13 protein-coding genes are annotated in these 13,048 nt (G+C 71.4%); 9 read left to right on the forward strand and 4 right to left on the reverse strand.

Annotated features, from left to right (window positions below):
- Nucleotides 1-122: 122 nt before the first annotated feature.
- Nucleotides 123-695, forward strand: coding sequence for a TetR/AcrR family transcriptional regulator (locus tag BLW14_RS18975; protein ID WP_018524847.1), 573 nt, complete (start codon nt 123-125; stop codon nt 693-695).
- A 126-nt stretch (nt 696-821) separates the two neighbouring features.
- Nucleotides 822-3,050, forward strand: coding sequence for an MMPL family transporter (locus BLW14_RS18980; RefSeq protein ID WP_093708436.1), 2,229 nt, complete (start codon nt 822-824; stop codon nt 3,048-3,050).
- 128 nt (nt 3,051-3,178) lie between these two features.
- Here BLW14_RS18980 and BLW14_RS18985 read toward each other — a convergent pair whose 3' ends face one another.
- Nucleotides 3,179-3,532 (reverse strand): SsgA family sporulation/cell division regulator, encoded by a 354-nt coding sequence (locus BLW14_RS18985; RefSeq protein ID WP_093708437.1) that lies wholly within the window; start codon nt 3,530-3,532, stop codon nt 3,179-3,181.
- Between the two features lie 199 nt (nt 3,533-3,731).
- Between BLW14_RS18985 and BLW14_RS18990 the strand changes: the two genes are divergently transcribed.
- From BLW14_RS18990 to BLW14_RS19010, 5 genes are all read left to right on the forward strand, one after another.
- Nucleotides 3,732-4,790 (forward strand): energy-coupling factor ABC transporter permease, encoded by a 1,059-nt coding sequence (locus BLW14_RS18990; RefSeq protein WP_093708438.1) that lies wholly within the window; start codon nt 3,732-3,734, stop codon nt 4,788-4,790.
- Nucleotide 4,791: 1 nt separating this feature from the next.
- Entirely contained in the window at nt 4,792-5,553 is a 762-nt protein-coding gene (gene cbiQ, locus BLW14_RS18995) for a cobalt ECF transporter T component CbiQ (protein ID WP_093708439.1), read from the forward strand.
- Nucleotides 5,550-6,323: an energy-coupling factor ABC transporter ATP-binding protein gene (locus BLW14_RS19000; RefSeq protein ID WP_093708440.1), complete on the forward strand. Its 774-nt coding sequence runs from the start codon at nt 5,550-5,552 to the stop codon at nt 6,321-6,323. The genes cbiQ and BLW14_RS19000 overlap by 4 nt, the downstream gene beginning before the upstream one ends.
- A 66-nt stretch (nt 6,324-6,389) precedes the next feature.
- Nucleotides 6,390-7,550, forward strand: coding sequence for a serine hydrolase domain-containing protein (locus tag BLW14_RS19005; RefSeq protein WP_093708441.1), 1,161 nt, complete (start codon nt 6,390-6,392; stop codon nt 7,548-7,550).
- Nucleotides 7,551-7,625: 75 nt separating this feature from the next.
- Nucleotides 7,626-8,402 (forward strand): SDR family NAD(P)-dependent oxidoreductase, encoded by a 777-nt coding sequence (locus BLW14_RS19010; RefSeq protein WP_093708442.1) that lies wholly within the window; start codon nt 7,626-7,628, stop codon nt 8,400-8,402.
- Between the two features lie 43 nt (nt 8,403-8,445).
- On the opposite strand, the gene BLW14_RS19015 is transcribed toward BLW14_RS19010, so the two are convergent.
- The gene (locus BLW14_RS19015; RefSeq protein ID WP_177154027.1) at nt 8,446-9,189 is read right to left on the reverse strand and encodes an SDR family oxidoreductase; all 744 of its coding nucleotides are present in this window, start codon (nt 9,187-9,189) and stop codon (nt 8,446-8,448) included.
- Between the two features lie 104 nt (nt 9,190-9,293).
- Here BLW14_RS19015 and BLW14_RS19020 point away from each other — a divergent pair, with 104 nt between their 5' ends.
- Nucleotides 9,294-10,142, forward strand: coding sequence for a LysR family transcriptional regulator (locus tag BLW14_RS19020; RefSeq protein ID WP_093708443.1), 849 nt, complete (start codon nt 9,294-9,296; stop codon nt 10,140-10,142).
- A gap of 84 nt (nt 10,143-10,226) precedes the next feature.
- Nucleotides 10,227-10,637, forward strand: a complete 411-nt coding sequence (locus BLW14_RS19025) for a VOC family protein (RefSeq protein WP_093708444.1) — start codon at nt 10,227-10,229, stop codon at nt 10,635-10,637.
- A gap of 129 nt (nt 10,638-10,766) precedes the next feature.
- On the opposite strand, the gene BLW14_RS19030 is transcribed toward BLW14_RS19025, so the two are convergent.
- Nucleotides 10,767-11,204 (reverse strand): DoxX family protein, encoded by a 438-nt coding sequence (locus BLW14_RS19030; RefSeq protein ID WP_093708445.1) that lies wholly within the window; start codon nt 11,202-11,204, stop codon nt 10,767-10,769.
- 16 nt (nt 11,205-11,220) lie between these two features.
- Complete coding sequence (locus BLW14_RS19035) at nt 11,221-12,969, reverse strand: discoidin domain-containing protein (RefSeq protein WP_093708446.1); 1,749 nt, start codon at nt 12,967-12,969, stop codon at nt 11,221-11,223.
- Nucleotides 12,970-13,048: the final 79 nt, after the last annotated feature.

Here is a 13,048-nt window from a genome sequence, read left to right on the forward strand (position 1 = left end):
AAACTGTTCCGTTTCGCTAGGTGGCCGGGGTAGCGTTCTGCTGTACGAAACAGTTTCGTTCGATTTGCTTATGCGCGGCTTATGCGCGGCAGGCCGGGCCCACGGGAACAGGAGGTCGAACCATGGCACGCACACGGCTCACGCCCGAGCGTGAGAGCGAGCTGTACGCCGCCGTGCTCGACCTGCTCCGCGAGGTCGGCTACGACGCCCTGACGATGGACGCCGTCGCCGCGCGTACGCATTCCAGCAAGGCCACCCTCTACCGCCAGTGGGGGAGCAAGCCGGCGCTCGTCGTCACGGCCCTGCGGCACAACAAACCCGGCACCCTCGGCGACGTCGACACCGGCTCGCTGCGCGGTGACTTCCATGCCGTCCTCAGCCGCAGCGACGACTGTCAGATGGAGAAGGACGCCGCGCTGATGCGGGGTCTGAGCCATGCCGTCCACAACAACCCCGACCTCCTCCAGGCCCTGCGCGAACTGCTCGTCGAACCGGAGATGACCGGTCTCGACACGCTGCTGCGACGGGCCGTGGACCGGGGAGAGGTGAGCCCGGACAACCCGGCGCTCAGATACGTACCGCACATGCTGATCGGCGCCTTCGCCACTCGGCAGCTGGTCGAGGACCGCCCCGTCGACCAGGCATTCCTTCTCGACTACGTCGACTCCGTGATCCTCCCCGCTCTCGGCGTCTGACGCTCACCGGTCCCCGCGCTTTCCGCACGGCCCCCTCCCCAAGCCCCACCTGACACGCCGCTCTCGTCGTCGGGCTGGTTCCTCACGCCCAATTCCACTCAACGACCTGACCGGGAGTACGCCCCCGTGGCCACATTCCTCTACAAGCTCGGACGGCTCGCCTTCCGGCGCCGCCGCTATGTCGCCCTGATCTGGGTGGCACTGCTGGCGCTCGCCGGGTTCGGCGCGTCCTCCGCAGCCACCGCGACCTCCAGCTCCTTCTCCATCCCCGGTACGGAGGCCCAGAAGGCCTTCGACCTGCTGGAACAGCGCTTCCCGGCCGCCAGCGCGGACGGCGCCACCGCGCGCATCGTCTTCAAGGCCCCCGAGCACGAGAAGATGACGGACGCGGCCAACAAGGCCGAGGTCAACAAGATCACCCGGGAGCTGAAGGAAGGCTCCGACCAGATCGCCTCGGTCACCGACCCGTACACCGGCAACGCCGTCTCCAAGAACGGCTCCACCGCGTACATCTCGGTGTCGTACAAGGTCAACTCGATGGAGCTGACCGACGAGACCCGGGACGCGCTGGAGGACGCCGGCACCCACGCCCAGAAGAGCGGGATGACCGTCGAGATCGGCGGTGACGCGCTCCAGGTGATGCCGGAGACCGGCGCCACCGAGGTCATCGGCATCGCGCTGGCCGCAGTGGTCCTCGTCATCACCTTCGGCTCGCTCATCGCGGCCGGGCTGCCGCTGCTCACCGCGCTGATCGGCGTCGGCATCGGCGTCTCCACGATCACCGCCCTGGCCAACGTGCTCGACCTGGGCTCCACCACCTCCACGCTCGCGATGATGATCGGCCTCGCCGTCGGCATCGACTACGCGCTGTTCATCGTCTCCCGCTACCGCGCCGAACTGGCCGAGGGCCGGGAACGCGAGGAGGCGGCGGGCCGGGCGGTCGGCACGGCCGGGTCCGCGGTCGTCTTCGCCGGGCTCACCGTGGTCATCGCGCTGGTCGGCCTGGCGGTCGTCAACATCCCGATGCTCTCCAAGATGGGCTTCGCCGCGGCCGGCACGGTCGCCATCGCCGTCCTCATCGCGCTCACCCTCGTCCCGGCCATGCTGGGCTTCGTCGGCAAGCGCATCGTGGGACGCAAGGCGCGCAGGGCCGCCGAGGCGGCGGACAAGCCCGAGGCGAAGCCGAACATGGGCACCCGCTGGGCCCGGTTCGTGCTGCGCAAGCCGGTCTGGGTGCTGCTCGTCGGCGTCCTGGGCCTCGGCGCCATCGCCGTACCGGCCGCCTCGCTGGAGATGGGCCTGCCGGACGACGGCTCCCAGCCCACCAGCACCACCCAGCGCCGCGCCTACGACCTGCTCTCGGAGGGCTTCGGCCCAGGCTTCAACGGTCCGCTGCTGGTCGTCGTCGACACGGAGAACAGTTCCGACGGCAAGGCCGCGGCCAAGCGGGTCGGCGACCAGATCTCCGGCATGAAGGGCGTCGTCGCCGTCACCCCGGCCACCTTCAACAAGGCCGGCGACGCGGCGATGATCACCGTCGTCCCGAAGGACCGCCCCAGCTCCGTCGAGACGGAGAACGTGGTCCACGCGATCCGCGACGCGGGCAAGGACATCAAGTCCGACACCGGTGCCGAGGTGCTGGTCACCGGCGCCACCGCGATGAACATCGACTTCTCGCAGAAGATGAACGACGCGCTGCTGCCCTACCTGGCGCTCGTGGTCGGCCTCGCCTTCCTGCTGCTGATGGTGGTCTTCCGGTCGGTGCTCGTACCGCTCAAGGCTGCGCTCGGCTTCCTGCTCTCGGTCGTCGCGGCCCTGGGCGCGGTCGTCGCGGTCTTCCAGTGGGGCTGGCTCGGCTCGCTCTTCGGGGTGGAGCAGACCGGTCCGATCATGTCGATGATGCCGATCTTCATGGTGGGCGTGGTCTTCGGCCTCGCGATGGACTACGAGGTCTTCCTCGTCACCCGGATGCGTGAGGCGTACGTCCACGGCGAGAAGCCCGGCCAGGCCATCGTCACCGGCTTCAAGCACGGGGCGCGGGTCGTCACGGCCGCGGCCGTGATCATGATCGCCGTGTTCTCCGGGTTCATCGGCTCCAGCGAGCAGATGATCAAGATGATCGGCTTCTCGCTCGCCATCGCCGTCTTCTTCGACGCGTTCGTCGTCCGCATGGCGATCGTGCCCGCCGTCCTGGCGCTGCTCGGCAAGCGCGCCTGGTGGCTGCCGCGCTGGCTGGACCGCGCGCTGCCCAACGTGGACGTCGAGGGCGAGGGCCTGCGCAAGGAACTGGACGAGCCGGCCGCCGGTGACGGCGGCCCGGAGTCCGGCGGCGAGCGCGAACTGATCCGCGTGTGACGTACGCGGACTGAACTCCGGGGCCGCGTATGAGCGGAGCGCGGCCCCGGGAGCCCGGGTTACCTGTGGGGACGGGGGGCCGGGGCGACGAGAGCCCCCGTGCACGCGCACGGGGGCTCTCGGCATGGTCAGGCGCGGGCGGCCTCGGGCTTCGGCGCCTCCTGGTGCGTGCGCCGCAGGAAACGGACCATCGGGGCGCAGTCGAACTGGACCACGTCCACGCCCGCCGCGTCGTGCCGTTCCACGACCACCTGGACCCGGCCGCACGGCCATATCCGCCAGCCGTCCTGCTCGACCGGGTAGCGCAGGCCGCGTTCCAGCAGTTCGCGCTCGACGGCCCACTCGGTTCCCCCGGGATAGGCGATGCGCACGGTGGCGGGCGTGTCCGCGCCGTCGAACCGCAGCTCGACCGGGACGACGGGGAGGTCGCGGGCGTCGGTGACGAGCCGGGCTCGGGCATGTTCATTGATCACGGAAGACATGGGCACCGACTCTCCTCCTGCTTCTGCAACTTTGTTATCTAATGTCCCATATTTTACGTAAAGAGCATTTTGGGGGTGCTCTGCAGTTGTGGTGCACGCGCTCTTGCGAACGCTTCGCAACAAGGTCCTATCATTGAGAGGTTCACGACCCCGCGCACCCGGCGCAGCAACGCGAGAACGCAGGAAGCGGAGCCTCCCCATGCATGTACCCGACGGATTCATCAACGCACCTGTCTCCGCCGTCACAGGCGTCGTCGCCGCCGGTGCCGTGGCCGTCAGCCTCAGGGGGGCCCGCCGGGAGCTCAACGAGCGGACCGCGCCGCTGGCCGGACTGGTCGCCGCCTTCATCTTCGCCGTGCAGATGCTGAACTTCCCCGTCGCGGCCGGCACCAGCGGCCACCTGCTCGGCGGGGCTCTGGCCGCGATACTCGTCGGGCCGTATACGGGCGTGCTCTGCATATCGGTCGTCCTGCTGATGCAGGGCATCCTCTTCGCCGACGGCGGCCTCACCGCTCTCGGCGTCAACGTCCTCGACATGGGCGTCGTCACCACCGTCGTCGCGTACGCCCTCTTCCGCGGCCTGCTCGGCGTGCTGCCGCGCACCCGGCGCTCCGTGACCGCCGCCTCGTTCGTCGCCGCGCTGGTCTCCGTACCGGCCGCCGCCTGCGCCTTCACGCTGATCTACTGGATCGGCGGGACCACCGACATCCCGATCGGCAAGGTCTTCACCGCCATGGTCGGCGTCCACGTCCTCATCGGCGTCGGCGAGGCCCTGATCACCGCGCTCACCGTCGGCGCCGTCGTCGCCGTCCGCCCCGACCTGGTCCACGGCGCCAAGGGCCTCACCGCCCCGCTCAAGCTCCGCGTCGACGGCGAACTGGTCGACGCCCCGGCCCCCGCCCGCGAGCCCGCCCCCGCCGCGCACCGCCCGACCCGCGGCCTGTGGGCCACCGGCCTGGTCACCGCCCTCGTGCTCGCCGGGTTCGTCTCCTTCTACGCCTCCGCCAACCCGGACGGCCTGGAGAAGGTCGCCACGGACAAGGGCATCGACAAGGAGGCCAAGGAGCACGCCGCCAAGGACTCGCCGCTCGCCGACTACGGCGTCAAGGACGTCTCCAACGCCCGCCTCTCCGGCGGCCTCGCCGGAGTGATCGGCGTCGGCGCCACCCTCGTCGCGGGCAGCGGCGCCTTCTACGTGGTCTCGCGCCGCCGCCGTACGCAGGACGAGGCCGACACCCGTACTGAGGAGAAGGTCTGAGATGGGCGCCGGCCACGCGCACAAGCTCTACCGGCACGGACACTCACCGGTCCACGACCTGCCGCCGCACTGCAAGCTCGCCGCCGTCTTCTGCTTCGTCGTGGTCGTCGTCTCCACCCCGCGCGAGGCCGTCTGGGCCTTCGGGCTCTACGCACTGCTCATCGCGGGCGTCACCGCCCTCGCCCGCATCCCGGCCGGCTTCCTGCTCAAGCGGCTGCTGATCGAGGTGCCGTTCGTCGCGTTCGCCCTGCTCATGCCGTTCGTCGTGCCCGGCGAGCAGACCCACCTCCTCGGCCTCTCCGTCAGCGTCCCCGGCCTCTGGGGCGCCTGGAACGTACTGGCCAAGGGCACCCTCGGCGTCGCCGCCTCCGTGCTCCTCGCCTCCACCACCGAACTGCGCGAGCTGCTGCTCGGCCTCCAGCGCCTCAAGCTCCCGCCGCTCCTCGTCCAGATCGCGTCCTTCATGATCCGGTACGGCGACGTGATCACCGACGAGATGCGCCGCATGTCCATCGCCCGCCGCTCGCGCGGCTTCGAGGCGAGCGGGATACGGCACTGGGGCGTCCTCGCCAAGTCGGCCGGGGCCCTGTTCATCCGCTCGTACGAGCGCGGCGAACGCGTCCACCTCGCGATGGTCAGCCGCGGCTACCGGGGCTCCATGCCCGTCATCGACGAAGTGACCGCCTCCCGCACCCAGTGGGCGTACGCCTCCGCCCTCCCGCTGCTCGCCCTCGCCGTGTGTCTGGTGGGATGGACCGTATGAGCACCGACCCCGCCCCCGTACCGCCCTCCCTGGAGGTCAGCGGCCTCGCGTACGCGTACCCCGACGGCCACCAGGCGCTCTTCGGCGTCGACCTGACCGTCGGACGCGGCGAACGCGTCGCGCTCCTCGGCCCGAACGGCGCCGGCAAGACGACCCTCGTCCTCCACCTCAACGGCATCCTGGAGGCGGGCGCCGGGTCGGTGCGCGTGGCCGGGATGCCGGTGGACAAGCGGAACATGGCCGAGATCCGCCGCCGCGTCGGCATCGTCTTCCAGGACCCCGACGACCAGCTCTTCATGCCCACCGTCCGCGAGGACGTCGCCTTCGGGCCCGCCGCCGGGGGACTGCGCGGCGCGGAGCTGGAGGAGCGGGTCATGGAGGCGCTCAAGCAGGTCGGCATGGAGGAGTACGCCGCCCGGCCGCCGCACCACCTCTCCTTCGGGCAGCGCCGCCGCGTCGCCGTCGCCACGGTCCTCGCCATGCGGCCGGAAATCCTCGTCCTGGACGAGCCCTCCTCCAACCTGGACCCGGCCTCCCGGCGCGAACTCGCCGACATCCTGCGCTCGCTGGACGTCACGGTCCTGATGGTCACGCACGACCTGCCGTACGCGCTCGAACTCTGCGGCCGCGCGGTGATCCTCAGCGAAGGGGTCATCGCCGCCGACGACCGCACCCAGGACCTCCTGTGCGACGAGCCCCTGATGCGCGCCCACCGCCTGGAACTGCCCTTCGGCTTCGATCCGCGTTCCGTGACGGTGAATTCCGGGTGACCCGCCCCACCTCCCACCTGCGGTGCCGTGCACCATGGGGGGATGAGCGGGAGTGCGGCAGCAGGGGTGGACGTACGCGGCACGGCGGCGCCCGGATTCGAAGCGGTCCGGGACGCCTTCGTCCGTAACTTCGAACAGCGCGGGGACCGGGGAGCGGCGGTCGCCGTCTACCGGCACGGGCGCAAGGTCGTCGACCTGTGGGCCGGCACCAGAGACGTGGACGGCCGCGAACCCTGGGCCGTCGACACCGTCCAGGTCGTCCGCTCCGCCGGCAAGGGCATCGCCGCCGCCGTACCCCTGCTGCTGCACCAGCGCGGGCAGATCGACCTGCACGCCGCCGTCGGCACGTACTGGCCGGAGTTCAAGGCGAACGGCAAGGAACGCGTCCTCGTCCGCCACCTCCTCGCCCACCGGGCCGGCGTCCCGGCCCTGGACCGGCCGCTGACCCCCGAGGAGGCCGCGGACGGGGTGAGCGGGCCGCGCGCGGTCGCCGCCCAGCGCCCGGCCTGGGAGCCCGGCACCGCGCACGGCTACCACGCGCAGACCTACAGCTGGCTCATCGGCGAACTCGTGCGCCGCGTCACCGGGCGCACCGTCGGCCGCTGGGTCGCCGAGGAGATCGCCCGCCCGCTCGGCCTCGACTTCTGGTTCGGAATCCCGGACGACGAGGCCCACCGGGTCGGGCGGATCGGGCCCGTCGAGGCGCCGGCCGCCGAGAACACCGGCGCGCTGCGGGTGCGGCCCAAGCGGTCCGTGGTCGACGCCTACCGCGACCCGGAGTCGCTGACCAGGCGGGCGTTCGGCGCGATCGACCCGCTGCCGGACGAGAACGACGGGGGATACCGGGCGGCGGAACTCCCCGCCTCCAACGGCACCGCGACCGCGCGCGGCCTCGCCCGCTGCTACGCCGCGATGATCGGCCCGGTCGACGGCCACCGGCTCTTCGCCCCGGCCACCCTGACGCTGGCCCGCACCGAGGAGTCGGCGGGCCCGGACCAGGTCCTCGTCGTCAACACCCGTTTCGGCCTGGGCTACATGCTCCACGGCCCCGCCAGCCCGCTGCTCGCGCCCGGCTCCTTCGGACACCCGGGCCGCGGCGGCTCGCTGGGCTTCGCGGACCCCGAGTCGGGGATCGCCTTCGGGTACGTGACCAACGGCCTCCAGAAGGGGGTTACGGCAGACCCCCGGGCCCAGGCCCTGGTGCGGGCGGTGCGGTCGGTGCTGTGACTGCTGGGTGCTTCGGGGGAGTTGCTGCCGGCTGCCCCGGGCCCGGGCCCTGGTCCGCGCGGTACGGTCGGCGCTATGACTCGCTTCGACGGATACCGCGTCCTCATCACCGGTGCGGGCCGGGGCATCGGCGCCGCCACCGCCCGCCTGATGGCCGCCGAGGGCGCCCGCGTCCTCGTCACCGACCTGGACGGCGACCGGGCGGAGGCGGTGGCGGCGGAGATCCGGGCGGACGGGCGCGCGGCCGAGGCGACGGCCTGCGACGTGGCGGACCGGGCGGCGGTCGACGCGGCGGTGGCGTACGCCGTGGAACTGTTCGGCGGGCTCGACGTCCTGGTCAACAACGCCTACTCGTGCAGCCTCGACAGCGTCCTCTTCGAGGACGAGCCGGACGAGACCTGGCACCGCGACCTGGACGTCAGTCTCGGCGGCGCCTACCGCTGCTCGCGCGCCGCGATGCCGCACCTCGCCGCGTCCGGCCGGGGCGCGATCGTCTCCATCGGCTCCGTCAACGGCACGCAGGACTTCGGCAACCACGCCTACAGCGCGGCGAAGGCGGGCCTGGCCAGCCTCACCCGCACCCTCGCCGGCCACGCGGGCCCGCGTGGTGTCCGCGCCAACCTCGTCGTCCCCGGCACGATCCGCACGGACGCCTGGGCGGGCCGCGAGGCCGAACTCGACCGTATCGCCCCGCTGTACCCGCTGGGCCGGGTCGGCGAACCCGAGGACATCGCGAAGGCCGTCGCGTTTCTGGCGTCTTCGGATGCGGAGTGGATCACGGGCACGTCGCTGTGCGTGGACGGGGGGCTCACGGCGGTCAACACGGGGTTCCGGGCGGCGGTTTCGGAGTAGGGGCGGCGTGCGTGCCCTCGTACGGGGCACGCACGGAACCTCGTTACCAGGGAATCTCCCCCTCGTCGCTGAAGAAGCGGCCGGTCGGGCCGTGGTCCTCCACGGTGGCCAGCCGGATCGCGGAGGTCGCGCCCTGCTGCGGGGTGCGCGTCCCCCGGAAGCCGTTGAGGTCGGTCGCGGTGAAGCCGGGGCAGACGGCGTTGATCAGGACGTTCGTGTCGGCCAGTTCCTTGGCGTACTGCACGGTGACGGCGTTGAGGAAGGTCTTGGACGGTGAGTAGGCGATGGAGATCGGGCCGGTGTCGCTGCCCGGAGTGGTCTGGAGCGTGAGGGAGCCGACGCTGCTGGACACGTTCACGATCCGCGGCGACGGGGAGCGGCGCAGCAGCGGGAGCAGGGCGTTGGTGACGCGGATGACGCCGATCACGTTGGTCTCCACGGCCGCCCGCACCCGGTCCACGTCGACCGTGGTGGGCTGCTGGGGGTGGCCACCGGTGATCGCCGCGTTGTTGACGAGCGCGTCGAGCCGCCCGGTCCGCTCCTCCACCAGCCGGGCCGCCGCGCTCACGCTCGCGTCGTCGGTCACGTCCAGCGGTACGCCGAACACGTCGGCCCCCGCCGCGCGCAGCTCGGCCACGGCGGCCTCGCGCCGCTCCTCGTCCCGCGCGCCGACGCCGACCGTCCAGCCCAGCGCGCCGAGCCCGGCGGCGATCTCGTATCCGATGCCCTTGTTGGCCCCGGTCACCAGCGCGACCTTGGGGTGGTTCACGGTGTTCGTCTCAGTCATGACTCCGATACTTCTCCCGCACCGGGCGGGGCGTCCAAGACCGACCGGGTGGGCGGCGATACCGCCCGGGTATCACTCCTGGTGAGGCCCGTTACGCTGGCGGTGTGGAGACACGTGAACTGCGGTACTTCGTCGCGGTGGCCGAGGAGCTGCACTTCGGCCGGGCCGCGCAACGGCTCGGGATCGCCCAGCCCCCGCTGTCCCGGGCGATCGGCGGGCTGGAGCGGCGGCTGGGCGCGCTGCTCCTGGAGCGTGGCAGCCGGGGCGTCACCCTGACCGCGGCCGGCGAAGTGCTCCTGCGGGAGGCGCGGGCGGCGCTGGACGCCGTCGAGGCCGCCGAGCGCCGTACCCGCCGGGCCGCTCTCACCGCGGCCGGCCACCCCACCGTGATCCTCGCCGCGAAGGCGGGCGCCTCCGGCGAACTGCTGGCCAAGCTCCTCGACGCCTACGCCGCCGAGCCCGGTGCCGTCGCCGTGGACGTCCTGCTGTGCGGGCCGGGCGAGCAGGCGGGGGTGCTGCGCGACGGCCGGGCCGACGTGGCCCTGCTGCACCGGCCGTTCGACGACCTGGCCGGCTTCGACACCGAGGACCTGCACACCGAGGGCCAGGTCGCGGTCCTCCCTGCGGGCCACCCCCTCGCCACCCGTCCCCACCTCCGCCTCGCCGAGGTCACCGACATCCCCGACCTCCCCCTCCCACGCTGGCCACGTCCCGACGGCACCTTCCCGAACGGCCCGGGACCCAAGGTGCGCGACCACACCCAACTCACCCAGCTCATCGCCCTGGGCCGCGCCTGCGCGATCGTCCCGGAAGCCATCCGCACCAGCCTCCACGAGGGCCTGACAGCCGTCCCCGTCCCCGACAGCCCCCGCGTCACCACAGTCATCGCCTGGCCCCCGCACAGCCGCTCGACGGCGGTAGCGGGCCTGGTCCGCGCGGCCACGGCGCTGTGACGGGACCCGTACCTCGAACGCCGAACGCCCCTTCGGGGCCTCCTGCTCTCGGAGCCCGGTGCGAGCTCGTGCCAAGATCACGGGATGTTGCGACTCACCGATTTCATTATCGACTGCCCGGACACGATGAAGCTGGCGGCCTTCTACTCCGAGGTCACTGGCCGTCCGGTGAAGAAGGGCAGCTCCGAGGACTGGGCCGGCATCACGTTCGGCGAGATCGAGCTGGCGTTCATCCGGGTGGACGACTACCGCGCTCCGCAGTGGCCCGACAGCGAACACCCCAAGCAGTTCCACCTCGACTTCGAAGTGGACGAGTTCGAGCCGGAGCAGCGTCGCGTCCTCGACCTCGGCGCGACGCTGAGGCAGGACTTCATCGGCCCCGACGGCTACGGCTGGCAGGTCTACACCGACCCGATCGGCCACCCCTTCTGCCTGTGCCGCAACAAGGGCGTCGTCTGGACCGACCAGGGCCCGGTCTGGCCCGAGCGCGACTAGCCACTCGCCCGCGTCGGCGGCGCACCGACCCTGGCCCGGGTGTCGTCCGTACCGGGCAGGAGCGTCCTCCAACGCCGATCGGCCCCCCAGGGGCAGTCCCGGGGGGCCGATCGCGGCGTATCCGTTCCCTCAAACGGGGGCGCCGAGGCGGGGTTCCCGCAGGTGGGCCGCCGTCCCCGCAGCGAACAAGCGGTCCGCCGCCCACGCGCCCGGGCCCGTCACCGCCAGCAGCAGGAGCGTCCAGCAGAACAGGGCCGCGGGTTCGCCGCCGTTCTCCATCGGAAGCAGGCCCACCCGCTGGTGGACGTCGAAGTACGCGAAGGCCATCGAGCCGGAGCCCAGGAAGGCGGCCGTGCGTGTGCCGATGCCGAGGGTCACCAAGGTGCCGGCGGCGAGCTGGATGACGGCCGCGTACCAGCCGGGCCAGGTGCCCGTCCGGAGGTTCTCGCGGCCCAGGACGCCGAAGAGCGAGGCGATGCCGTGGCAGGTGAACAGCGACCCGATGACGATGCGGAACAGGCCGAGCACGTAGGGCCGGGCGCGGTCCAGGCGGTGAGTGGTCGTCATGCGCGCCGGGCTCCCGTCAGCTGTAGACGCCGAACTCGTACAGCGAGTAGCCGTAACCCGAGCCGCGTGAGGTGCCGTTGACGCGTACGTAGCGGCCCGTGCCGGTGACGTCGAGGTCGTCGATGTCGCCGTTGCCGTCGGTCACGGTCTTGATCGTCGTCCAGTCACGGCCGTCCTCCGAGGTCTGGATCTCGTAGCCCTTGGCGTACGCGGGATCCCACGCCAGCTGCACGTGCTTGATGGCCGTGGAGGCGCCCAGGTCGACCTGGAGCCACTGCGGGTCGCTCCAGTCGCCGGCCCAGCGGGTGTCGAACTTGCCGTCCACCGCGTTGTCAGCGCCGCACGGGCAGCCGCCGGTCGGGTCCGTCTGGAAGGAGGAGGCCGTGGCGGGCTTGCCCTGGGAGACGTTGGTGCCGTCCACCTTCGGCGGGATCACCTTGAGGGACTCGGTCTCGATGCCCACGTTGCCGTGGCCGTCCCTTGCCTTCACGTACACCTTGTAGACGCCCGTCCTGCTCGGCGCCTTCGCGGTCAGCGTGCCGTCGCCGTTGTCCTTGGTCTCGGCGGGGACCAGGGCCTTGTTCTCGTCGATGTAGTTGCTGCTGAACAGGACCTGGTAGGTGATCGCGTCGCCGTCCGGGTCGGTGGTGTGCGTGCTGACGCGCACGTCGGAGCCGGTGGGGACGCCCTCGGTGGCGTTGTCGACGGTCATGTCCGAGATCACCGGCGGGGTGTTGTCACCGGCGGTGCCGGCGCCGTACGCCTTCTTCACGGCGTAGTACGAGAGCCGCTTCTCGCCGCCCGGCAGCAGGTTGAACCAGACGCCGCCGAAGTCGTCCTCGGTGCCGTAGTGGAACATCGTGGCGCCCAGGGCCACCCCCGTGTGCCCCGTGACGCAGTCCCACGCCTTGGTGTAGCCCTCGGCCTTCGCGGCGTCGGTGGGCTCCTCCGGTACGCCGTTGGCGTCGTCGTCCACCTCCCACTCACCGGCCGGTCCGGTCTCGGTGACGATGTACGGCTTGTCGTAACCGCCCTGCTCCCAGTCGGACTTGACGTTGCAGACCGCGTCGTAGGAGTTGACCGCGTAGAGGTCCAGATCCGGGGCGTTCTTCTTGTAGTACGGCCAGGCGCCGGTCCACGCGTCCGTGGAGGTGACCGGGTGGTTGGGGTCGACCTCGTGGATCTTCTTCGCGATGTCGTTGACGAAGGAGGTGTACGCGTTGCGCTGGGCCTCCAGCTCGTCGCCGCCGTAACAGTTCTGCAGGCCGAGCGTGGACTCGTTGCCGACGTTCCACATCAGTACGCCGGGGTTGTCCTTGTAGGTGTCGACCCACTTCGGGAACTCGGCGAGCATGTCGTTCTTGTACTGGGTGTCCGTGAGGTAGTCGACGCAGCCGCCGGCGCCGGGGCCGCCGCCGGGCTGGAGCCAGAAGCCGGCGATCACCTTGACGCCGTTGGCCGCCGCCGTGTCGAACAGCGGCTTGCTGGTGGCGTCCGTGCCCCAGGTGCGGATCGTGTTGACGCCCATCGACGCCACGTCGGGCATGTACTTCTCGGCGTCCGCGACCGAGGGGCCCCAGGTGAGGCCCTTGACGGTGTACGGCGAACCGTCCACGTTCAGCTGCCAGTCGCCCTGCGAACCGGTGACCTTCACGACGTTGCCGGCCGCCTGTGCCGCAGGTGCCTGGAGGGCGAGCAGACCGCCGCCGAGGAGGGCGGCCGCCACGGCGGGCGCGATCAGGCGACGGGTGGGGGGATGGTGCATGTGTCTCTCTCCTTGCGGGTGGGGGGAGTTGGGGGGACGGGGAGTGGATCGTGCGCGCGCGGTCCGGGGCCTCCGCGAT

Source organism: Streptomyces sp. 2131.1, from assembly GCF_900105515.1.
Taxonomy (GTDB): Bacteria; Actinomycetota; Actinomycetes; order Streptomycetales; family Streptomycetaceae; genus Streptomyces; species Streptomyces drozdowiczii.